This is a genomic window from Sphingobium chlorophenolicum, assembly GCF_000722875.1.
Taxonomy (GTDB): domain Bacteria; phylum Pseudomonadota; class Alphaproteobacteria; order Sphingomonadales; family Sphingomonadaceae; genus Sphingobium; species Sphingobium chlorophenolicum.
In genome coordinates, this window is the sequence record NZ_JFHR01000038.1 from 26,874 (window position 1) to 50,095 (window position 23,222).

Here is a 23,222-nt window from a genome sequence, read left to right on the forward strand (position 1 = left end):
CCCTTTAACGTGGCGCGCTCAGCCTCTGGCGCCGGCCGCCGCCTTGCGGAAGGAAATGGTCTGCGGATTGGTATATTCAAGCAATCCGTCCGCGCCATTCTCTATTCCCACGCCCGACTGCTTGTGCCCGCCGAACGGGGTCCAGGGCATGATATATTGCGCCTCGTTGATCCAGACGGTGCCGGTTTCCAGCCGCGCCGCAATCTCCACCGCCCGGTCGACGTCGCCCGACCAGACCGACCCGGCCAGCCCATATTCGGACGCATTGGCCCGCGCCACCGCCTCGTCGACCGTGTCGAACTTCAACAGCGGCAGGACGGGGCCGAACGCCTCCTCCTGCACCACGCGGCTGTCCTCCGGGGGATTGTCGACGATCGTCACCGGCAGGAAATAACCCTTGCCCTCCGGCACCTCGCCGCCGACCAGGAATTTGAGGCCGGACGATTTCGCATCCTCGATCAAATCCTTCACCCGCTCATATTGCACGCGGTTCTGGACCGGGCCCAGGTCCGTGCCCTGCTCCAGCCCGTTGCCCACCTTCATCTTGCGCGCCGTCTCGACCAGCGCCTGCGCCACCGCGTCATAGACGTCCTTGTGCACATACATGCGCTTGGTCGCGACGCAGATCTGGCCGCTATTGCCGAACGCCGCCCAGAACAGCTTCTCCGCCACTTCCTTCACGTCGACGTCGGGCAGAACGATGGCCGCGTCGTTGCCGCCCAGTTCCAGCGTCAGCCGCTTCAGATTGGCGGACGCGCTTTCCATCACGCGCCGCCCGGTGGCGGTCGATCCGGTGAAGCTGACCTTGTCGATCCCCGGATGCGCCGTCAGCCAGGGGCCGAGCCGGTCGCCGCCGCTGACGACGTTGAACACGCCCGGCGGCAGATGCTCGCGCATCAGCTCCGCCAGCTTCAACATGGTCAGCGGCGTGAAGGGCGACGGCTTGACGACGATGGTGTTGCCGGTCAGCAGCGCCGGGGCGATCTTCCACACGCCCAGCAGCATCGGGAAATTCCAGGGCACGATGCCGCCGACGACGCCGATGGGGACATGCCGGGTTTCCGACCGCCGCTCCGCGCTGTCCTCATTGACGATCACCGGGATTTCCTGCTGCGACACGGTCTGGCACCAGAAGGCCGCGCCCATGATCTCCTGCGCCGCCTTGTCGACGGGGCGGCCCTGCTCCAGCGTGAAGAGCCGGGCGAATTCCTGCGCATGGACGGCCAGCACCTCGGCGAATTTGGCGACGGCGGCGCGGCGCTGCGCCAGCGGCGTGGCGCGCCACGCGGGGAAGGCCCGGCGGGCCGCCTCGACCGCCTGGTCGAGTTGTTCGGCGGTGCAGTCCGGCACCTGGGCGACGACCTCTCCATTGGCCGGATTGACGACATCGATGGTGTCGGGCGCCGACACCCCCTTGCCGTCGATCGTCAGGGTGAAGTCGCCATCAAATCGTGCCATCTCGTCCTCTTCCCTCATATGCGCCCCATCGGTCGGGCGGGTTTAATTACTTAATTGAATGATGCCGGTCAATTCATCCCGGAAGCTTTTCGCGACACCCCGGCTTCCGGCGCGGCGGGACGATCCGAACCCAGGCCGCGTGGTCGGGAAGTGGCCAATTGCGGACATTAAAATCCTCCCTACGCGCAGCGTGGGGAGGGGGACCGCCGCCGAAGGCGGTGGTGGAGGGGAAATGGCGTGACCTGCGTATCTTCCCCTCCACCACGCTACGCGCGGTCCCCCTCCCCATCTCCCGATGGGGAGGAATAGGATGGGTCCGATTTCCACCCAAAACCCCATCCGGCAAGTCCTGAATTTGCCCACGCCACCTAATTCATTGTTCGATTGATTAGGTTTTTGAAGGATGATATCCCACCCTCCTGTCCCAGATCGAATTTAAAAGGGTTGCACATTGGCTGAAGCATATATCGTTGCCGCGACGCGTACCGCCGGCGGTCGCCGGAATGGACGGCTGTCGGGCTGGCACCCGGCGGACCTGGGGGGCGCGATCCTCGATTCGCTGATCGCCCGCTCCGGCATCGACCCCGCCGCCGTGGAGGATGTGATCATGGGCTGCGTGACGCAGGCGGGCGAACAGTCGGGGCAGATCGGGCGCAGCGCCGTGCTCGCCTCCTCGCTTCCCGTCAGCGTCCCGGCCGTCACCATCGACCGCCAGTGCGGATCGTCGCAGCAGGCGATCCACTTCGCGGCGCAGGCGGTGATGTCCGGCGCGCAGGACGTCGTCATCGCCAGCGGCACGGAAAGCATGACGCGCGCGCCCATGGGCCTCTCCCGCGTGCCCGATTCCGGATACCGCCCCTGGAGCGAGAAGCTGTTGGCCCGCTTCGGCGTAAAGGGTTTCAGCCAGTTCCAAGGCGCGGAGATGATCGCGGCCAAATATGGCTTTAAGCGCGATGTGCTGGACGCCTACGGCCTGGAAAGCCAGCGCCGCGCCGCCGCCGCGACCCGCGCGGATGCGTTCAGGGATGAAATCACCCCGCTGGAAATCGTGACCGCCGACGGCAGCCATGAACTCCACACCGTGGATGAGGGCATCCGTTTCGACGCGACGGCGGAATCCATCGCCTCGGTCAAGCTGCTGGCCGAAAACGGCACGCTGACGGCGGCGACATCCAGCCAGATCTGCGACGGCGCGTCGGGCGTGCTGATCGTGAATGAACGGGGCCTCAAGACCCATGGCCTGACCCCGCTCGCCCGCGTGCATTCCATGACCGTGACCGCTGGCGACCCGGTGATCATGCTGGAGGAACCGATCCCCGCCACGCAACGCGCCCTGCAACGCGCAGGCATGAAGATCGAGGATATCGACCTCTATGAGGTCAACGAAGCCTTCGCCCCCATCCCGCTCGCCTGGCTCCAGGCCATCGGCGCCGACCCGGCGAAGCTCAACGTCAATGGCGGCGCCATCGCGCTTGGCCATCCGCTGGGCGCATCGGGCACCAAGCTGATGACCACGCTGATCCACGCCCTGCGCGCAGGCGGCAAGCGCTACGGCCTCCAGACGATGTGCGAGGGCGGCGGCGTCGCCAACGTCACCATCGTAGAGGCGCTCTGACCCCGGAGAAGCCATGCACCCTTCGATCCACGCCCGGTCGAACCCCGACAAGCCGGCCATCGTCCTGACGCCCGGCGGCCGGACGGTCACTTATGGCGAACTGGATGCGCGCTCCAACCAGGGCGCGCACCTGTTCCGCTCATTGGGGCTGAAACCGGGCGACGCGATCGCCCTCTGCCTGGAAAACACGCCCGCCTTCCTGGAAATCGCCTGGGCCGCCCAGCGTTCGGGCCTTTATTTTGTCGCGGTCTCGACCAAGCTCCAGGCCGATGAAGTCGCCTATATATTGACGGACAGCGGCGCGAAGCTGTTCGTCACCTCGGCCGCCATGGGCGATCTGCCCGGTCAGTTGCTGGCGCGGCGGCTCGACCTCATCCACTTCGCGCTGGGCGAAGCCATGGAGGGCTATCGCGATTTCCTGGCGGAGCGCGCGGCCCAACCCGCGACCCCGGTCGCAGACGAGCAGGCGGGTTTCGACATGCTCTATTCGTCCGGCACCACCGGACGGCCCAAGGGGATCAAGCCCCGCGCCATCGCCGGGGAGCCGATCACGACGCCGGACCCGATGACCGTCGCGCTGGCGGAAACCTACGGCGCGACGGCGGACAGCGTCTATTTCGGCCCCGCGCCGCTCTATCACGCGGCGCCGCTGCGCACCTCCATGGCGGTGTCGCGGCTGGGCGGCACCGTGCTGCTCACCGAAAAATTCGATCCCGAAGCCGTGCTGGCGGCGATCCAGCATCATCGCGTCACCGTGGGCCAGTTCGTGCCCACGCATTTCATCCGCATGCTGAAGCTGCCGGAGGAGGTGCGCGCGCGCTACGACATATCCTCGCTCAAGACGGTGATCCACGCGGCCGCGCCCTGCCCCGTCCCGGTCAAGGAAGCGATGATGGAGTGGTTCGGGCCGATCATCTACGAATATTATAGCGGGACGGAGGGTAATGGCGGCACCAGCATCACGCCGCAGGAATGGCTGACGCACAAAGGGTCGGTGGGCCGTCCCCGCACCATCGGGCTCCATATCTGCGACGAACAAGGCAGGGAGGTGCCGCCGCGCACCGAAGGCATGGTCTATTTTTCCGGCGGGCCAAGCTTCGAATATCATAACGACGCGGCAAAAACCCAGGAATCGCGCCATCCCAACGGCTGGACCACATTGGGGGACATTGGCTGGGTCGATGAGGATGGCTATCTCTACCTGACCGACCGCAAGAGCTTCATGATCATCTCCGGCGGGGTCAACATCTACCCGCAGGAGATTGAGAATCTGCTCATCCTCCATCCCAGGGTGGCCGACGTCGCCGTCGTCGGCGCGCCGGACGAGGAAATGGGGGAAAAGGTCGTCGCCGTCGTCCAGCCGCTGGACTGGGCCGAGGCGAGCGACGCGCTGGCCGCCGACCTCATGGACTATGCCCGCGCCCATCTCAGCCATGTGAAGTCGCCGCGCCAGATCGACTTCATGCGGGAACTGCCCCGCCACGCCACCGGCAAATTATATAAAAGGCTGATCCGCGACAGCTATTGGGCGGCGGCTAGGCCGTAAACTCATAAATGGCGCGTTCGAGGTTTGAGGCAAAAAGGCCCAGCACAAGGAGAGAGGGCGTAGGAATATGTCGATATTTATAGCCCTCTCGACGCCGGGATGGGCCTTTTTGGTCAAATCCGCAGGACGCCAAAATGGCTTCCATCTCGAACCGAAATGCGCTTGCAAAGGTGTCCCACCTTCGCGGCGCGCATTTCGGCCCGATATGTTCGCCATTTTGGCGCCTCGAACGCGCCATTTATGAGTTTACGGCCTAGGGGGCAGGAACCGAAGGCTTCCTGACGGCAGCCGAATTTCCGATGGATTGAGATAGATCAAGGCGCGGGCGCGCCCGGCATCCTACCCCCTTGCCGATGTGGACCTATCACCCCGACCTGCTCGCCCGGCCCGTGCCGCGCTACACCAGCTATCCCACCGCCGCGCAGTTTAGCGGCGACGTCGGCGCGGCGGAACTGGCCGCCCGGCTGGACGCCGTGGACCGGGAAGACGCCCTCTCCCTCTACGTCCACATCCCCTATTGCCACGATATCTGCTGGTATTGCGGCTGCAACACCGGCGCGGCCAACCGGGTCCAGCGCCTCGCCGCCTATGTCGAATCGCTGGAGCGGGAGATCGCCACGGTCGCCGCCCGGCTGAACGGACGCGGCCGGGTGCGGCGCATCGCCTTCGGCGGCGGCAGCCCCAACAGCCTGCCGCTGGTCGATTTCGTCCGCCTGCTCCAGCAATTGCTGCTCTGCTTCGACGCGCATCATGCCGAATTGTCGGTCGAACTCGACCCCCGCCGCCTCGACGGGCAATGGATTTCGACCATGGCCGCGATGGGCGTCGACCGCGTCAACCTGGGCCTCCAGACCTTCACCCCGCATGTGCAGGCGCGGATCGGCCGCATCCAGCCGCTCGACATGGTGGAACGCGCCGTCGACCAGCTTCGCGCCGCCGGAATCGCGACCGGCTTCGACCTGATGTACGGCCTGCCCGGCCAGACGCAGGACGACCTCGCCGCCACGCTGGAGGCCGCCGTCGCCATGCAGCCCGCCCGCATCGCCCTGTTCGGCTATGCCCATATGCCGCGCCTCCTCCCCCGCCAGCGCCGCATCGACGCCAGCGATTTGCCCGATCTCGCCACCCGCTTCGCCATGGCGGCGCAGGGCCATGAGATGCTGACCGGCGCGGGCTATCAGGCGATCGGCTTCGACCATTTCGCCCTGCCCGACGACGGCATGGCCCGCGCTGCCCGCGAAGGCCGCCTGCGCCGCAATTTTCAGGGCTTCACCGACGATCCGGCGGACATATTGCTGGGCTTGGGCGCCAGCGCGATCAGCCAGTTTCCCGACCTCATCGTCCAGAATGAAAAGCAGGCAGGCCCATGGCGCGAATTGGCCGACGCCGGACGGCTGACCGCCACCCGCGGCACGCTCCGCACGGCGGAGGACCGCCGCCGCGGCCGCATCATCGAATCCCTGCTCTGCCAGGGCGAGGCGCATGTCGGCACGGCGCACCCCCTGCCCGACCTCAGCCGCTTCGAACGACTGGGCCTCGTCCGCATCAGCGAAGGCCGCATCGCCCTGACCCGCGACGCCCTGCCCTATGCCCGCAGCATCGCCGCCTGCTTCGACGCCTATATGGAACCGGCGGAAAGGCGCTTCAGCCATGCGGTCTAGCGCACTGGCATTCCTTGCCATCCTCCCGCTGACGGCGGTTCAGCCACCCGCAGCCGCCGCCCAAAGCCCCTGGTATTGCGGCTCCGCCCCGCCCGGCTGGACGCCCCCCTGGCAACGCAAACCTGCCCCGGACGACAGGAAGATGGGCTGCCACCCGATCCTCTGCGACCGCAAGAAAGCACGCGCCGAAAGCGGCCGGTGACACGGCGCAACGCAAGACCCTCAAGCCAAAGCCAACACACTCGTCAAAATATTCCGCACCAGTTCCGCCTGCCCCCGCGCCCCGGTCTTGGCATAGATCTTCTTCGAATAATTCCGCGCCGTCTCCACCGTCAGCCCCAGATCGTCGGCCGCCTCGCCGATGGACATGCCCTGCGCGATGGCCCAGGCCAGCCGCGCCTCGCTGGGCAGCAGGCCGAACAGGTCGACCAACTGGTCGCACCGGTCCGCCTGCGACCATCGGTCGCCGCTGATATAGGCGATGGCGACCGGCGGCGACTGGGTGGACAGGGACCGGTCCTGAATCGGCCGCACCAGCATGTCGATCATCGGATCGCGGCTGAGGTTGATCGCCTTGGGCCGCCCGTCCGCATCCTCCGCAAAGCCCTTGACCAGCGCGGTCAATTCCCGGTCCACCGCCGGGGACGCGGGCATCAGCCGGTCGTACCGCCCCCGCCGCAACACGCTCGACCGCTGGAAAAGCTGCTCCAGATGCGGCGTCATGTCGACGATGCGGCACCGCGCATCCAGCGTCAGCCAGCCGAAATTCAGCCGCCCGAACGCCTCCGACGTCACCGACGACCGGAATTTCTCCCGCTCGAACGCGACGAAGCTGCGCAGCGCGATGCGCAGATGCGGCACCAGCGCGGTCAGCAGCGCGCCGACCCCGGCCCCCACTTCCCGCCCGCCCGCGCAGCTCAACCAGGCATCCATCCCGCTCGGCTCCGTGACGCGGACCGACCGCATGTTGCTGATGCCCAACGGCTCCAGAAACTCGGCGCGATAGCCCTGCTGCACCGCGTCGCCGGGGTCGAGCAGTTCGTCCAGCGTATAGACGCGCGCCTCCCGCATCTGCCGGTACGGCAGGGGGTCGCGCCCATATTTTTCATTGAACAACCGGCCCAGATGCAGCGGCGTCGGCGGCCCGGCATAAAGTTCGACGATCCGTTCCTCATCCACCGGACGGAACGCCAGACTGGCATAGGGCGCCCCCGTCCGCGCCCGCAGCTTTTCCAGAAACCCGTGCCAAAGGGGTTGCTCGAACATACCCTCATGGAGGGCCGCCAATAATCCGCCATCGTCCAGTCGCATGACTAATATGTATATCCTCCCATATGGGAGGTCCAGCCCCCGCCCGCTTCTGCCATCAGGCCTTCAGGAAACAAGGCGGTGAACGATGATCGATTCGAAAAGGCTGACGCATCTGGAGCGTCTGGAGGCGGAGAGCATCCACATCCTGCGCGAAGTGGTGGCGGAGGCTGAAAAGCCCGTGATGCTCTACAGCGTCGGCAAGGATTCAGCGGTGATGCTGCATCTGGCGCGCAAGGCCTTCTACCCCTCGCCCCCGCCCTTCCCGCTGCTGCACGTCGACACGACGTGGAAGTTCAAGGCGATGTACGACCTGCGCGACCGCATGGCGCGGGAAAGCGGCATGGAATTGCTGGTCTACCATAATCCCGAAGCGCAGGAACGCGGCATCAACCCGTTCGATCACGGCCCGCTGCACACCGACATGTGGAAGACGGAGGGGCTGAAGCAGGCGCTCAATCTCTACGGCTTCGACGCGGCCTTCGGCGGCGCGCGCCGCGACGAGGAAAAGAGCCGGGCGAAGGAACGCATCTTCTCCTTCCGCACCGCCTCCCACGGCTGGGACCCGAAGAACCAGCGCCCGGAATTGTGGAACCTCTACAATGCCCGCAAGAACAAGGGGGAGAGCATCCGCATCTTCCCGATCAGCAACTGGACCGAACTGGATATCTGGCAATATATCCACCTGAACGACGTCCCCATCGTCCCCCTCTATTTCGCGGAGGAACGCCCGACCGTGGAGCGCGACGGCATGCTGCTGATGGTCGACGACGAACGCTTCCCGCTGAAACCGGGCGAGGAACCGCTGATGCGCTCCATCCGCTTCCGCACGCTCGGCTGCTACCCGCTGACCGGCGCGGTGGAAAGCACGGCCAAGACCCTGCCCGAAGTCATTCAGGAAACCCTGCTCACCACCACCTCCGAACGCCAGGGCCGCGCCATCGACAAGGACGCAGGCGGCGCGGGCATGGAGAAGAAGAAGCAGGAAGGTTACTTCTGACTTCACATCTTTCCTCCGTTCGCCCTGAGCCTGTCGAAGGGCTCAACCGACCGGAGGGAGGCACTTCGCTTCGCTCAGTGCTGGGCTTCGACTTCGCTCAGCCCGAACGGGATTTTAGAATATGACCGACACGCTCGACGACCCCATCTACAAGACCGACGCCCTCATCGCGGAGGATATCGACCAGTATCTGGAGGTGCACCAGCACAAGACGATGCTGCGCTTCATCACCTGCGGATCGGTGGACGACGGCAAGTCGACGCTGATCGGCCGCCTGCTCTACGACAGCAAGATGATCTTCGAGGATCAGCTCGAAGCGCTGCAATCGGACAGCAAGCGCGTCGGCACGCAGGGGCAGGAGATCGACTTCGCCCTCCTCGTCGACGGCCTGGCCGCGGAGCGCGAACAGGGCATCACCATCGACGTCGCCTACCGCTTCTTCGCGACGGAAAAGCGCAAGTTCATCGTCGCCGACACGCCCGGCCACGAACAATATACCCGCAACATGGTGACCGGCGCGTCGACCGCCGACCTTGCCGTCATCCTGATCGACGCGCGCAAGGGCGTTCTGGTGCAGACCCGCCGCCACAGCTATCTGGCGCATCTGATCGGCATCAAGAATATCGTGCTGGCCGTGAACAAGATGGATCTGGTCGACTATGACCCGGCGGTCTACGACGCGATCCTGAAGGACTATACGGAATTTGCGCGCTCGATCGGCATCACCGCCTTCACGCCGATCCCCATCTCCGGTTTCAAGGGCGACAATATCACCGGCCCGTCGGCCAACACCCCCTGGTATACCGGCCCGGCGCTGATCGAACATCTGGAAACGGTGGAGGTCGATCAGGTCTCCGATCAGGAAAAGCCGTTCCGCATGGCGGTGCAGTGGGTCAACCGCCCCAATCTCGACTTTCGCGGCTTTTCCGGCCAGATCGCGACCGGCACGGTCAAGGTCGGCGACGCCATCCGCGTCCTCCCCTCCGGTAAGACATCGACCGTCTCGCGCATCGTCACGCTGGGCGGCGACCTCGACACGGCGGTCGCGGGCCAGTCCGTCACCCTCTGCTTCGCGGACGAGGTCGACTGTTCGCGCGGCGACGTGATCGCGGCGTCCGACAATCCCCCGCAGGCCGCCGACCAGTTCGAAGCGACCATCGTCTGGATGGCGGATGAGGAAATGCTGCCCGGCCGCCCCTATTGGCTGAAGATCGGCACCCAGACCGTCACCGCCACGATCCAGCAGCCCAAATATCAGGTCAACGTCAACACGATGGAGCATCTGGCGGCGAAAACGCTGGAGCTGAACGCCATCGGCGTCGCCAACCTGTCGACCGACAAGCAGGTGGTGTTCGAACCCTATGAGGCGAACCGGACGCTGGGCGGCTTCATCCTGATCGACAAGATCACCAACGCCACGGTCGCGGCGGGGATGCTGCACTTCTCCCTCCGCCGGGCGCAGAATGTCCATTGGCAGGCGACCGACGTCAGCCGCGACTTCCACGCGGGCCTCAAGAACCAGAAGCCCGCCGTGCTGTGGTTCACCGGGCTTTCGGGGGCGGGCAAGTCGACCATCGCCAATCTGGTGGAAAAGAAACTCGCCCGCATGAACCGCCACACCTTCCTGCTGGACGGCGACAATGTGCGGCATGGCCTGAACAAGGATCTGGGCTTCACCGACGCCGACCGGGTGGAAAATATCCGCCGCGTGGGCGAAGTGGCGAAGCTGATGACCGACGCGGGCCTGATCGTCATCACCGCCTTCATCTCCCCCTTCCGCGCGGAGCGGGAGATGGTGCGCCAGATGATGCAGCCCGGCGAGTTCATCGAAGTGCATATCGACACGCCGCTCGCCGATGCGGAAGCCCGCGACGTCAAGGGCCTCTACAAGAAGGCGCGTTCCGGCGAACTCAAGAATTTCACCGGCATCGACAGCCCCTATGAAGCGCCCGAAGACCCCGAAATCCGCATCGACACCACCGCCATGACCGCCGAACAGGCGGCAGAGGCCATCGTTGCCCGGATCATTCCATGACGGGACAGGCCATGACCGGACAGGCCATGACCGGACCGGGCGCAACCATGACCGACGCCGAACTGGCCGCGCATCTGGCCGACGTGGCCGGGCGCATATTGGTCAATGTGCGGGAAAGCGGCCTGTTCAGCCCCGCCGCGCTGGGCAAGGCGGGCGACCAGACCGCCAACCAGTTCCTCTGCCGCGCCCTGCGGGAGACGCGGCCCGAAGACGGCCTGCTGTCGGAGGAGGAGAAGGACGATGAGGCCCGGCTGACCAAAGGCCGGGTCTGGATCGTCGACCCGGTCGACGGCACCCGCGAATATGGCGAGGCGCGGGCCGACTGGGCCGTGCATGTGGGCCTCGCCATAGACGGCCAGCCCGCCATCGGCGCGGTCGCCCTGCCCGGCCTGGATGGCGGCACGCTGCTGCGGTCGGACCAGCCGGTCGCCATCCCGCCCGCGCCGGAAAAGCTGCGCATGGTCGTATCGCGCACCCGCCCCGCCAAGGAAGCGATCGCGGTGGCCGAACGCCTGGACGCCGAACTGGTGCCGATGGGATCGGCGGGGGCCAAGGCGATGGCAGTGATATTGGGCCAGGCCGACATCTACCTGCACAGCGGCGGCCAATATGAATGGGACAGCCTGGCCCCGGTCGCCGTCGCGCAGGCCCACGGCCTCCACTGCTCCCGCATCGACGGCTCCCCGCTCATCTACAACCAGCGCGACGTCTATCTGCCCGACCTGCTGATCTGCCGGAAGGACCATGCGGAACAGGTGCTGCAACTAATCGCGGAACTGACCGAGAAGGACGGCTGAACGGACTCGCCTGACTGACCGACCTGGGGCGGAGGAGGGACCCATCCCATTCCTCCCCATCGAAAGATGGGGAGGAATGAATCGCGCCATTCCGCATCCGTCCACTCCACCTAACCCTTTCGCTCGATTGAGCCGGCGCGCATTTCATGCGACACTCCTGCCCGCATTCATGCGGAGACTCGCCGTGCACGATCATCTGAAGGACGCCGCCGACGCGGCTGGCCTGACGGATGCGCAACTCGCCGCCATCCGCCGCCGGATCGCCGATCCGAAGCGCCCGACCGGCTTCGAACAGGCCGTGCTGGACGAAATGGAAAGACGGCGCCTCAGCCCCCGTTCCTGATCCCTACGCGGGCCGAACCGTGCAGGAACGCCGACGCATCGCCGCCACGCCCTTCCTAACGGCCTGAAAATCCATTATTATTCAATGCCATAGGCACCCATCATCAAGGAACCGAAACGGCCGGGGGCATCGGCCGCTTTCGAAGAAGGAGGTTCAACAAAGCGGCGCAGAGCCGCTCAACAACAGGGGTCGCACCATGCGCATTTTCTTTTTTCGCCCGCTTGCGGGCGCCTTGTTCGCATGCACGCTGATATTCTGCCTCAGCGAGTGGGGCTTGTCCCTCACCGCCGACACCGAAAGGATCGCCGCACCCGCCCCCGCCGCGAAAGGCAGGCCGGGCGCCGCCGCCATCCTCACCAACGGCTTCTTCGGCCAGACGAAAGGCCCCTCGCCCGAAATCGACCTGTCCTCTCCCCTGCCCAGCCCCTGGACCACCGCCCTGGGCAGCAGCAACCCCGCCGCGCTCTTCCCCTCTTCCACGGCGCGGCACGCCCCGGCAGGCCCATCGCCATGGGCGCCCAGTCCGAAAATAGCCGCCGCCAGCCTGTCGCTTGCCTTCGCCACCACGGCGCAGGCCACCGATTTCGCCAATTTCGACTTTGCGGGCGGCACCCGCTATCCGGAACTGGCGACGGCCTCGGTCGGCCCGGCCTTCTACCGCCCCGGATCGACGGTAGCCTATGTCCCCATCTCGCTCGACCGGCCGACGCCCAACACGGTGATCGCCCGCGTCATGACGGAGGACGGCCCCCGCCTGGTCCGCGGCGTCGCGGGCATTAATTATCAAAGCATCTACAAGGCGGTGATCTTCCGCCCCGGCGACCCGCTGACCAAGACGGTCTCGGTCCCCATATTGCTGGGCGTGCCGCAGGCCGATTTCATCGTCCGCTTCGTCGAAGCCCCCTGGGGCGGCAAGATGGGCACCGACCGCGCCTTCGTGCAATGCGATTTCCAGCAGGAACCGACGGCGGAACAGACGGCGGGCCGCGACCCCCGCAGCTTCCAGCCCAGCGGCACGCTCCAGTGGAAGATGAGCCGGGAGACGCTCAAATGGTCGGACGCCGGCCATGACAAGGCCTGGTCGACCAAACTGCCCAACGGCCGCTCCCAACCGGGCAATCAGGAAACCGGCATCTATCTCGACGGCTGGGTCTATCGCGACTATGGCATAGAAGCGCCGCTCCGCTACACGGACGAGGGGCTGATCATGCACACGCAAAAGCTGCGGGAGCCCATATCCTGGGACGGCGTCCCCTATGATTATGGCGCGATCGTGCTCAGCGGCCACAACACCCGCCCAGTCCAGATCGGCTACGGCCAATATGAATTCACCGCGAAAATGCCCACCCGGCGCGGTTCCTGGCCCGCCTTCTGGCTGATCTCCACCGCCGGATGGCCGCCGGAAATCGACATTTACGAAGGGTTCGGCTTCGAAAGCTGGTGGGATTTCGACCGCTATACCGCCAACACGCTGCACGGCGGCGCGAACATCACCCGCACCTTCCAGCAGGGCGTCTTCATGAACACGGACGAGATTTACGGCATAAGCGGCTTCACCACCGGCTTCCACAGCTTCGCCGTCGACATCCAGCCCGACTATATCACCTGGTTCATCGACGGGCAGGAAACCTATCAGGCGGTGAACCCCTTCGCGGGCTTCCGCTGGTACCCGATCATGAACGTCGCGGTGAAGACCAACAGCGATTACACGGATGGCACCGGCGACATGATCGTCGAGGATGTGAAAATCTACTCCAACGGCGGCTGAGTCCTCCCCTATTCCTCCCTACGCGAAGCGTGGGGAGGGGGACCGTCGGCGCAGCCGATGGTGGAGGGGAAATGCGGAGGTCGTGCCCCCTTCCCCTCCACCAGCCTTCGGCCGGTCCCCCTCCCCATGCAAGCATGGGGAGGAATAGGATAGCTCAGCCCTACCTTTCAAAACCGATCGAAAATCGACCCCATCCGCGGACTGAACAACCGGTCATAGGCCTTCAGCAAAGCCCCATCCGTCATCCCCGCAATATAATCGCAAATCACCCGCGACACTGCCTCCCCCGCCCGCACCAGCGCCCATTGCTCGGCAGGCAGCAAAGTCTCCGGCTCCGAAGCCAGCGCCTCGAACACCGACACCACCATCTGCTGCCCCTTGAACTCCAACTGCCGCACCCCCGCGCTCTGGATCACGGCCCGATAGACTGCATGCTTCAACGCCGCCAGAAACCGCGCCGGTCCCTCCTCCATCCCCGCCCGATAGCGGATCAGCGGCTCCTCGAACGGCTCCACAGTCTCGATCCGGCAATGGGTAATCAGATGATGCACCATCCGCCCGATGCAGCGCTTGCGCTCGCCCCCCTCCCCGAACAGCGTCTCGACCAGCCGCTCATAGACGTTATTCTCGGACTCGCCGGGATATTTCCGCTTGAGATGCACCAGGAAGGACGCGCATTCCTCCTCCGGCACCAGCGCCCGGAACGCCTCCTCCCCCATCAGCCCCAGCGCCAGCGCATCCTCCAGGTCATGGACGCCGAAACCGATATCGTCGGCCACGTCCATGATGCTGCAATCGAAGCTTTTGTGGATCGCCCGATGATGCTCGCCGCTCCGCGTCTCCAGCGCGGTGAACGCCTCCCGGTCGGCGCTGGACAGCGGGGCCAGCACCCATTGCGCCACCGCCCGCTCCGTATCCAGATAGCATTTGGGCGGCTTCGACGCGGCCCGGTCGATGATGCGGATGGCGCTCGGCCCGTCATTCAGCCGGGGGGCGCAGGCGGGATTATAGGCTTGCGAAAAGGGCACCGGATATTTCAGCACCCCCAGCAGGGTCCGCCGCATCAGATTGGCCCCCGCCCCGGCCGAGAATTTCTCCAGCCGCGCCAATATGCGCAGCGTCTGGCCATTGCCCTCAAACCCGCCCGCCTGCCGCATGCAGTAATTTAGCGCCACTTCCCCGCCATGGCCGAAGGGCGGATGGCCCAGATCGTGGGTGATGCCGATGGCCTGAATCAGGCTATGGTCGGGCAGATGCGGGATGGCGGGATGGTCGGGAAAATCCTGCCGCAACTGGCGCGCGACCCCGCCCGCAATCTGCGCCACCTCCAGCGAATGGGTCAGCCGCGTGCGGTAGAAATCGCTGTCGCCCAGATTGAGGATCTGCGTCTTGCCCTGCAACCGGCGGAAGGACGCAGAATGAATGACCCGCGCATAGTCGACATCCGCCTCGTTCCGGGCGTCCTCGCTCTGCGCCTGCCAATTTTCCTGCCGGTCGTACCAGTTCATCGGGAATCCTTCATACGAATCCCTGCATAACCCGAACGCTTCCCCGGCAAAACGGATTCATGGCGGAGCCTTCCCCGCCATCCGCATCCCAAAGCCCCATCATTTGCCAATTTGAACAATTTATGCCATCTCTATCCCAAACAAGCTTCAACTTCGGGCATGAGGGCAGGAATGAACGCAGTGGTAACCCAGATCGGCGATCTGGCGGAGGCTGGCGAAAAGATGGTCGAACGCCTGCGCCGCAAGGCTTTTCTGCCCGATAGCCGCAAGGAACTCAATGTCCGCTTCGGCATTGCGGAGGCCGCGCAACTGCTCGGCTGCTCCACGAATCGGATTCGCATGGCGGAGGAGGATGGACGCCTTCCCCCTGCCCCGCCGACCGAAAACGGACGCCGCCCCGGCTATAAGGTCGAAGAGCTGCTGAACATGCGCCAAGTGCTGGGCGCGTCGCCCGAACGCGCCCCGCTGGACATTCCCGCCATCATCGCGGTCCAGAATTTCAAGGGCGGCGTCGGCAAGTCGACCGTCACCACCCATCTCGCCCATTATTTCGCGGTGCAGGGCTATCGCGTGCTGGTGGTCGACTGCGACAGTCAGGCGACGACCACCACCCTGTTCGGCTTCAACCCGCATTTCAACATCCAGCGGGAAGAGACGCTCTACCCCTATCTCTCCATCGATCCGACGCAGGTTGACCTGCTTTACGCGGTCAAGCACACCGCCTGGCCCAATGTCGACCTGATCCCGTCAAACCTCGAACTGTTCGACGTGGAATATGAGCTGGCGGCGGCGGGTAGCGACGGCGGCTCCGTCCTCGCGGCGCGCTTCCGCAAGCTGAAACAGGGGTTGATGGACCTTGCCCGCCATTATGACGTGGTGCTGCTCGATCCGCCGCCAGCCTTGGGCACGATCAGCCTTGCGGTGATGCAGGCGGCCAACGCGCTGCTGGTGCCGCTGGCCGCGACCACGCCCGACTTCTGCTCGACCGTCCAGTTCCTCTCGATGATGGATCAGGTGATCGGCCAGTTGCAGCAGGCGGGCATAGAGGTGGACTATCAGTTCGTCCGCCTGCTCTGCTCCAAATTCGACAGCAACGACCCCAGCCATTCGATGGTCCGCGCCATCATGGAACAAAGCTTCGGCCCTGCCCTCCTCCCCATCCCGATCCTCGACAGCGCGGAGATCAGCCATGCGGCGCTGCGCATGATGACGGTCTACGAACTGGAAAAGCCGATCGGCACGCCCCGGACCCACAAGCGTTGCCGCGCCAATCTGGACGAAGCCATGGGCCAGATCGAGGCGCTGGTCCGTCAGGGCTGGGGCCGCGTGGCCCCGGCGCGGGAGGAGGATATCGTCAATGCGGCATAAAATCCTGTCCTACACGCATATGTTCACCATATGTTCCCGATTCGTCAAGGGGAACCATCATGGCGCGTAAACAATCGGACTATCTGGCGGACATATTGTCGGACGAGGCGGAGGCGACGCCCCCCGCCCGGATCGAGGAGTCCAGCGCTCCAGCCCCCCTTGCCTCCCCGGCCCCGGCCGCCACCCGGCAGGAACGCGCCCGCGGCACGACCCTGCTCGGCCGCGAATCCGCCCTCGCCCGCCTCGCTTCCGGCGAAGTGCGGCAGGTCACGCAATTGCTGCTCGACCCGGCCAGGGTGCGCGTCTGGACCGGCAACGCCCGCCATTACGCCCATCTCAACGAGGATAATTGCCGCGAACTGATCGACTCCATCATCGCGGAGGGCGGGCAGAAGGTGCCCGCCGTCGTCCGCCGGATAGAGGACGACCCGGATCACGACTATGAGGTGATTGCGGGCACCCGCCGCCACTGGTCGATAAGCTGGCTGCGCGCCAACAGCTATTCCGACATGATGTTCGTGGCGCAGGTCGCCCAGCTTGACGACGAAGCGGCCTTCCGCCTCGCCGATCTGGAGAACCGGGCGCGAAAGGATGTGTCCGACCTCGAACGCGCCCGCAACTATGCCGAAGCGCTCAAGGCCCATTATGGCAGCCACCTGACCCGCATGGCGGAGCGGCTGAAGCTCAGCAAGGGCTGGCTGAGCAAGATGATCAAGGTGGCCGGGATCGAAGACGCGGTGATCGACGCCTTCGCCTCCCCCGCCGACGTGCAGTTGAAGCCCGCTTATGCGCTGGCCCAGGCGCTCGACGACGCCAAGGCCGCCCCCGCCATAAGGGCCGAGGCAGACCGCCTCGCCTCCGAACAGCGTGCGCTGCGGACGGCGGGCGCATCGCCCATCCCGGCGGCCGACGTGCTGAAGCGCCTGCTCGACGCCCCCCGCGTCGCGCAATCCGCGCCGAAGCGGGAACCCTTCACCTGGACCACCCCCTATGGCCGCCCCGCGCTGACAGTGCAGTCGGTCAACCGGCAGGGCGTCACCATCCGCCTCCATGCGGGGTCGGGCGCGGACATGGAAACGCTGGCGTCGGCGCTGCGCGACACGCTCGAACATCTCGAACGGCAGGGCATGGGGCTGCAACGCTGATGGCGATCGGGGGGGCATCCAGAAACAGCGACATAAGCGGGCCAACCAGCGCCCGCCCCTTTCCTGTTTCCCCAGGGAAACACCTCCCCCGTTTCCCCAGGGAAACATCGCGCCGATCCCCCGTCACTTCTCCAAAACGCTCATGGAAGTGCCGCCCATGACCCGCGCCGCCCGGACAGCGATCAACGACCAGTTCGAACTCTTCCTCCCCTATATCGCGGACATGCCGCTGCGCGACCAGCGCGAGATGATGGAGCGCCCCTTCTTCAGCCTCGCCAAGACCAAGCGCGTCAAACCGATCGATTACACCTCCCCAGACGGCAAGGCGTGGGTCCATGTCTCGGCCAATCCCGATTATGGCATGGCCACCATCTGGGACGCCGACATCCTCATCTACTGCGCCTCGGTCCTCGCCGACATGGCCCGGCGCGGCCTCAACGACATTCCGCGCAAGCTGCACCTCATGCCCTATGACCTGCTGCGCGCCATCCATCGCCCGACCACCGGCCGCGCCTATGAACTGCTCGGCCAGTCGCTCGACCGGCTCGTCTCCACCACCATCAAGACCAATATCCGCGCCGAAAACCGCCGCGAAGCGACCTTCAGTTGGCTCGACGGCTGGACCCAGTTGGTCGACGAACGCACCGAACGCTCGCGCGGCATGACCATCGAACTCAGCAACTGGTTCTATGAAGGCGTGCTGATGCAGGGCGGCGTGCTCAGCATCGACCGCGCCTATTTCGACCTGACCGGCGGCCGCGAACGCTGGCTCTACAAGGTGGCGCGCAAACATGCCGGCGGGGCAGGGGAGGGGGGGTTCGCCATCTCCATGCCCACCCTGTTCGAAAAATCCGGAGCCGAAGGCGCCTATCGCCGCTTCAAGTTCGAGATCGCCAAGATCGCCGAACGCGACCCCCTGCCCGGCTATACGGTCGAACTGGAACAGCCCGACGGCAAGCGCGAACCCTCGCTCCGCATGCGCCGCCGCACCCAGGCCGCCCCGCTTCCCGCCGCAACGCCTGCCACGGCGCCCGCCCCAAAACCAGCCGCCCCCGTCGCTACCGAAGAGGAAAATCTGGTCGACGCCGGTACGATGATCCGCCGCACTCTGGCCGGTCTTTCCGCCAAGGCCAGCGCCGGAGAAGTCACAGACGCCACCATGGCGACCCTGCGCGCCGAATATCCCGGCTGGGACTACCAGACCCTCCACCAGGAATTTCGCGACTGGCTGGACGCCGATCCGACCCGCACCCCGGTCAATTATCAGAAAGCCTTCATCGGCTTCGTCCGCCGCTTCCACGAAAAGAACCGGCACCGCCTCTAGGCCGCAAACATCCCGGCACCACCTGCTCCTGCGAAGGCAGGAGCCCAGGAGCAAAAGCGCGTTCCCGAAGTGTCGGGTTGGTCCGCCGCGAAACCCCCGACACCCTCCTCCCTGAATCCAGGCCCCTCAACCCGCCGAAACTTTTGAACGTCCTTTCGAATCCACCCCCTCAATATGATTCAATCCCCCCGGCAAAATCCCACGGATCCGTCAGGCTTCGACACTATAGGAACGCCCTACGCACCTTCGGGAACGTTTCCCCGACACAATGGGAACGCCTCATACGACACTATGGGAACGGACATTCGATCCTATGGGAACAGCCCCCTATTCCCGACTCGCGTGATCCCGGCGATTCGCCCGTTTCCGCCGCCGTTTTAACTCTTTAACTTCATTAGAAACCTTGTAACGCTTTGGGAGATTTCCCTTTTGGGAAAGTCTGGACGGGCGCCAGCGGCACCGTTCCGCTATTCCCTCTCCGTCAGCCCCTGGACCTGCGCCAGCAGCTTGGTCGCGCCCTGGTGCGAAATGCCCAGCAACCGGGCGACGGCCGTCTTGCCAAGCCCCGGATAGGCCAGTTGCAGCCGCATCAGCAGCGGCGCCTTGCTCCGCCGCGTCACCCCCGCCACCGCAGGCAAGCGCGCCAGCCTCGCCTCCAGCCGGTCCAGCTCCGCCAGTCCCATCCTCGCCTGCCGCGCGACCATGGCCGCGATCCGCTCCGCCAGCAGGCCCGCATCCTCCGGCAGGAAGCGCGGCAAATCCACCAGCATGGGCAATTGCCGCAGGCTCAGCCCGGCCGCCGCCAGCGCCCCCGGCAAATGGCAGGCGAGGATCCAGCCCTTGTCGAAACGCTTGGGCTCGACCCGCCACTGCCGCCCGTCGGCGGTCGTCACCAGCGGCCCTTCCGCGGCCGGCTCCTCCAGGCTGGCCCTGGCGTCGATCAACCGCTGGGCGACCGCCTGGAAGGAAGCGACAGGGTAGGGGGCCTCCACCAGCATCCGCGCCGTCCGCCACGCCGGACCGAAGCGCACCAGATCCTCCGGCGCCCACAAATCCGCCTCCTTCCGGTCGTCCAGCAGGGTCCGCGAGACATTGAGCGTCGCCCGCGCGATCGCGTCATGGCCGTCCGCCGCCGACAGGGCGAAATGAAATAGAGCGGCGACCGACAGGGGATCGTTCAGCCCCTCGCTATGGCGCGGCGGCGGCGTCCGTCCGCAAATCCAGTTTTGCAGGTCGGCGACCGACACCGGAACACCCGCGCAGCCTGCCAGCGCCGCCGCGCCCCGCAACCGTGCCCTGGCCAGCCATATGTCCGCCGCCGGACTGTTGCAAAGCCGTCCATCGAGCCGCCCCAGCAGCAGCAGGGCATGATCCGCGGAAGAGGAAAAATCGCGCATTTCCGACTTATAGCGCATAGGTCCATACAACCAAAGACCAGCGTTGGTTGTACCGGCTATGAGGCTCGCGGAAAAGGGGAGGGGACCAGTTCGGAAAATTTCGCTGGGCCGCCAACCTTATGCCACGGAAGCACATCCGCCGCCAGCCTAGAATTGAACCGATCTCCTCAAAGCAGGATGCGACATTCAAGGGCAGGGGCAGCCACCTAGGGAACAAAGGGGAAAATTCCCAAATTTGCCCTCAGAAGCCCACCAGCCACCGATGACTCTCTCGATATAGGATGGCATGGGAAGAGAAGCTTTTGCCTCTCAGCGAGGCTTTGAGGCTGCCTAATTTTTAGGCAGCGAGGGCCAATTCAAGACTAGCCGGACGGAGTGATTTGGGGTGGGTTTAAGACATTCCCCTCCCGCAGGCGGGAGGGGGTTAGGGGGTGGGCGCGAGCGGAGCGAGCTTCCGCCTTCTCGGCTAGGGAAGAACGCCGCTGACGCGGCGGCCCACTCCCGGCCCCTCCCGTCTACGGGAGGGGAGAAGAATGCTCGCCATTGGCCAATTCCCGAAAATTCCGCCCATCTGACTTCATGCTGCCGGATGAGTAAGTTCGATCGGGGAAAGAGGAGATCGGTTCATCATTCGTACCCGGTTGCAGACTTTCGGCAGCCCCACCGCCCAAGTCGTGCCGCAAGACTGGATCGCATTCAGGATCATGAAGCATCTATCGTCGCCAACTCTGTTCCCCCCGTCACCGCCCGGCACAAGAAAACGCCCCGACGGCATATGCTGTCGGGGCGTTTTCGATCAGGTAAAGCGGAGAGGCCGGAAAGATCAGGCCGTTTGGGGCGTGGGCGCCTTGGCCGCGGGTTTCTTCTTGGCGGGCTTGGCGGCGGCCGGAGCCGCTTCCTTCTTCGGAGCGGCGGGCGTGGCGATGGACAGGCGCTTGCGCGAATCCGAAGACTTCGCCGCCGGAGCCTTGGCAGGCGCCTTGGCCTCGACCGGCTTCTTCGCCTCGGCGGGCTTTGTCGGGGGAGTCTTGGCGGCGGGCGCCTTCACGGGCTTCGCCGCCGCCGGTTTGGCAGCGACGGGCTTGGCAGGGGCAGCCTTGGCGGGCGCAGCTTTCGCGACGGCGGGCTTCGGCGCGGCCGGAGCCGCCGCCGCTTCGGGCGCCTTCTTCGCGCTCACCACCGGCTTGCGGCCCAGGCCCAGCTTCGTGGCGACGGCGCGCCGCGCTTCGGAATAGTTGGGCGCGACCAGCGGGTAGGATTTGGGCAGGCCATAACGTTCGCGATAGTCGTTGGGCGTCAGGCCATGGCTGGCAAGGTGACGCTTCAATGTCTTGTAAGGCTTGCCGTCGATCATGCTCAGAATATGTTCGGGTGAAGACAGGCTTTTGCGGACGGACACGGCGGGCGTGTAAGTCGGCGCGGCCGCTTCGTCCGGCTTCGCCGCCGGATCATCAGTCAAGGCCAGTCGCGTGGTGCGAATGAGGTCGGCAAGATTTTCGCTCGCGACATTATTGTTGGAGACAAAGGCGCTCACCAGCTGAACAGTGAGCGTCGTGATGTCAGGCTGGTTGTTTTCAGACATTGGCCCCGCTTCCCTTTTTTGACTAATAGAGACGGTCTTTTGCGCGGTTTTGCGTGAAATGTAAATCTGAAACGACCCAAATCCTTCCGGCGGCTGTTTTTACAAGAAATAAACCGTCCTAATGTTTCGGGATGGTACAGATGGCGCGCGCCAATTCGGTTCCCGCGCGGCGATGCAGCCTGACCGGGCGGCGAATAGTTTCAAAATGCATCCTTGATAGTGCTTGCGCGCACCGCGCCAATATTTCGGCGGCGCGAAATCTGTTCCTGACCGATGAAAACGGTCGCGCCATGCCGGGAAGATTTGAAAGAGGGGGAGGGGGGAGAGGAGGCGCCAGGGCCGAATGCCGATGCGGCCCGCGCCCAAAATAACGATGGCGCGCCTCCGACGAAACGGAAGCGCGCCATTCGATGATCTCGTCCGGTCGTCCGGATGGACCGTCCCGGTCTTTCGGCCGCGATCATGATCGCGGCCGCCGAAGATCGGTTCAGCCGTTCAACTGGTCCTTCACGGCCTTCGCCGGGGTGAAGGTCAGCTTCTTCGAAGCGGCGATCTGGATCACGGCGCCGGTGGAAGGATTGCGGCCTTCGCGGGCGGGCTGATCCTTGACCTTGAACTTGCCGAAACCGTTCAGCGAAACTTCGTCGCCCTTCGCGGCGGCGCCGGCGATCGCGGCGAACACGCCGTCGACATATTTGCGCGCATCGGCCTTGGTCAGGCCATGGTCGGCTGCCAGTGCTTCGGCGAGTTCAGTATTGTTCATGATGATCTCCCTTTCGTGGACGCATGGTCTTAACCTGTCTCTTCACGCTCAACCAGTCCCTTTGCGACCGATTATCGGCGAAAATCAGCGTTAAAATCGCGTCATTCCGGCTTTTTGGGGCCGGATCGACGCGGCCGCGCCTTCCTCCGCCGACTTTCCCGCCCCGCCGCGACTCCATTCTCCGGCAAGGGGAGGGGGGTGTTTCGCCCGCTTCGACGCGGTCGAACAAGGGTGTCGCGGGGTCTCGCCAAAACGGTCGCAATTGTCGAACCGCCTGCAAAAGCTCTTCCTGCGCAACGACTGGCGACAGCCTGTTTCGAACTTTACGAATGCTTGCCGATAGAACCGATCCGGTCCCGGTTGCGGGTGAAGCCCGCGCCATTTTCTCTCATCCTGTGGGGGGAGGGCATGAACGGGACAATGGGAAATATGGGGGAAAAGACAGGGGAAAAGATAGGGAAGGCGGCGCGGGCGATCGCCATCGGCATCGGCCTGATGCTGGCGGTTCCAGCCGCCGCGCAGGATGGCGGATCGAACCAGCCGGTCATCGACCGCGACCGCACCGACCGGTTGGAACCGCGCATCGCCGCCCCCGCCGCCGAAC

General features: G+C 64.9%; 18 protein-coding genes and 1 pseudogene. 13 read left to right on the top strand and 6 right to left on the bottom strand.

Annotated features, from left to right (window positions below; all coding sequences use genetic code 11):
• Nucleotides 1-18: 18 nt before the first annotated feature.
• A complete protein-coding gene (locus BV95_RS15245) occupies nt 19-1,458 on the bottom strand; it encodes an aldehyde dehydrogenase family protein (protein ID WP_037453710.1) in 1,440 nt (479 codons plus the stop codon).
• Nucleotides 1,459-1,909: 451 nt separating this feature from the next.
• Here BV95_RS15245 and BV95_RS15250 point away from each other — a divergent pair, with 451 nt between their 5' ends.
• From BV95_RS15250 to BV95_RS23225, 4 genes are all read left to right on the top strand, one after another.
• The gene (locus BV95_RS15250) at nt 1,910-3,073 is read left to right on the top strand and encodes an acetyl-CoA C-acetyltransferase (RefSeq protein WP_037453713.1); all 1,164 of its coding nucleotides are present in this window, start codon (nt 1,910-1,912) and stop codon (nt 3,071-3,073) included.
• Nucleotides 3,074-3,086: 13 nt separating this feature from the next.
• Nucleotides 3,087-4,619: an acyl-CoA synthetase gene (locus tag BV95_RS15255; protein ID WP_037453716.1), complete on the top strand. Its 1,533-nt coding sequence runs from the start codon at nt 3,087-3,089 to the stop codon at nt 4,617-4,619.
• 353 nt (nt 4,620-4,972) lie between these two features.
• The gene (hemN, locus tag BV95_RS15260) at nt 4,973-6,280 is read left to right on the top strand and encodes an oxygen-independent coproporphyrinogen III oxidase (protein WP_037453719.1); all 1,308 of its coding nucleotides are present in this window, start codon (nt 4,973-4,975) and stop codon (nt 6,278-6,280) included.
• Nucleotides 6,270-6,482 (top strand): hypothetical protein, encoded by a 213-nt coding sequence (locus BV95_RS23225; protein ID WP_081873403.1) that lies wholly within the window; start codon nt 6,270-6,272, stop codon nt 6,480-6,482. The genes hemN and BV95_RS23225 overlap by 11 nt, the downstream gene beginning before the upstream one ends.
• Nucleotides 6,483-6,502: 20 nt before the next feature.
• Here the strand turns inward: BV95_RS23225 and BV95_RS15265 are convergent, their stop codons facing one another.
• Nucleotides 6,503-7,591 (bottom strand): helix-turn-helix transcriptional regulator, encoded by a 1,089-nt coding sequence (locus BV95_RS15265; RefSeq protein ID WP_234703204.1) that lies wholly within the window; start codon nt 7,589-7,591, stop codon nt 6,503-6,505.
• Between the two features lie 85 nt (nt 7,592-7,676).
• Here BV95_RS15265 and cysD point away from each other — a divergent pair, with 85 nt between their 5' ends.
• The 5 genes from cysD to BV95_RS15285 all read left to right on the top strand — a co-directional run bounded on the left by cysD (nt 7,677) and on the right by BV95_RS15285 (nt 13,531).
• Nucleotides 7,677-8,588 (top strand): sulfate adenylyltransferase subunit CysD, encoded by a 912-nt coding sequence (gene cysD, locus BV95_RS15270; protein WP_037453723.1) that lies wholly within the window; start codon nt 7,677-7,679, stop codon nt 8,586-8,588.
• A gap of 121 nt (nt 8,589-8,709) precedes the next feature.
• Nucleotides 8,710-10,623 carry a sulfate adenylyltransferase subunit CysN gene (cysN, locus tag BV95_RS15275; RefSeq protein ID WP_037453727.1) on the top strand — a complete coding sequence of 638 codons (1,914 nt, stop codon included), beginning with the start codon at nt 8,710-8,712 and terminating at the stop codon, nt 10,621-10,623.
• Between the two features lie 47 nt (nt 10,624-10,670).
• Nucleotides 10,671-11,420 (top strand): 3'(2'),5'-bisphosphate nucleotidase CysQ, encoded by a 750-nt coding sequence (locus tag BV95_RS15280; RefSeq protein ID WP_409372077.1) that lies wholly within the window; start codon nt 10,671-10,673, stop codon nt 11,418-11,420.
• Between the two features lie 184 nt (nt 11,421-11,604).
• Entirely contained in the window at nt 11,605-11,763 is a 159-nt protein-coding gene (locus BV95_RS24370; RefSeq protein ID WP_169804647.1) for a hypothetical protein, read from the top strand.
• Between the two features lie 196 nt (nt 11,764-11,959).
• Nucleotides 11,960-13,531 (top strand): glycoside hydrolase family 16 protein, encoded by a 1,572-nt coding sequence (locus BV95_RS15285; RefSeq protein WP_037453729.1) that lies wholly within the window; start codon nt 11,960-11,962, stop codon nt 13,529-13,531.
• A gap of 167 nt (nt 13,532-13,698) precedes the next feature.
• Here BV95_RS15285 and BV95_RS15290 read toward each other — a convergent pair whose 3' ends face one another.
• Nucleotides 13,699-15,039, bottom strand: a complete 1,341-nt coding sequence (locus BV95_RS15290; protein WP_037453732.1) for an anti-phage deoxyguanosine triphosphatase — start codon at nt 15,037-15,039, stop codon at nt 13,699-13,701.
• 171 nt (nt 15,040-15,210) lie between these two features.
• Here BV95_RS15290 and BV95_RS15295 point away from each other — a divergent pair, with 171 nt between their 5' ends.
• From BV95_RS15295 to BV95_RS15305, 3 genes are all read left to right on the top strand, one after another.
• Complete coding sequence (locus BV95_RS15295; protein WP_037453735.1) at nt 15,211-16,407, top strand: AAA family ATPase; 1,197 nt, start codon at nt 15,211-15,213, stop codon at nt 16,405-16,407.
• 59 nt (nt 16,408-16,466) lie between these two features.
• Entirely contained in the window at nt 16,467-17,552 is a 1,086-nt protein-coding gene (locus BV95_RS15300; protein ID WP_037453738.1) for a ParB/RepB/Spo0J family partition protein, read from the top strand.
• A gap of 157 nt (nt 17,553-17,709) precedes the next feature.
• Nucleotides 17,710-18,876 (top strand): replication initiator protein A, encoded by a 1,167-nt coding sequence (locus BV95_RS15305; RefSeq protein WP_037453741.1) that lies wholly within the window; start codon nt 17,710-17,712, stop codon nt 18,874-18,876.
• A gap of 467 nt (nt 18,877-19,343) precedes the next feature.
• Here BV95_RS15305 and BV95_RS15310 read toward each other — a convergent pair whose 3' ends face one another.
• The 3 genes from BV95_RS15310 to BV95_RS15320 all read right to left on the bottom strand — a co-directional run bounded on the left by BV95_RS15310 (nt 19,344) and on the right by BV95_RS15320 (nt 22,618).
• On the bottom strand, nt 19,344-20,273 hold the full coding sequence (locus BV95_RS15310; protein WP_037453757.1) for a hypothetical protein: 930 nt from the start codon (nt 20,271-20,273) through the stop codon (nt 19,344-19,346).
• A gap of 823 nt (nt 20,274-21,096) precedes the next feature.
• Nucleotides 21,097-21,855, bottom strand: coding sequence for a Ros/MucR family transcriptional regulator (locus tag BV95_RS15315; RefSeq protein WP_037453743.1), 759 nt, complete (start codon nt 21,853-21,855; stop codon nt 21,097-21,099).
• A gap of 487 nt (nt 21,856-22,342) precedes the next feature.
• Nucleotides 22,343-22,618, bottom strand: coding sequence for an HU family DNA-binding protein (locus BV95_RS15320; RefSeq protein WP_013849042.1), 276 nt, complete (start codon nt 22,616-22,618; stop codon nt 22,343-22,345).
• Nucleotides 22,619-23,026: 408 nt separating this feature from the next.
• Here BV95_RS15320 and BV95_RS23820 point away from each other — a divergent pair.
• Nucleotides 23,027-23,222: pseudogene (locus tag BV95_RS23820) on the top strand (ShlB/FhaC/HecB family hemolysin secretion/activation protein); the annotation flags it as partial.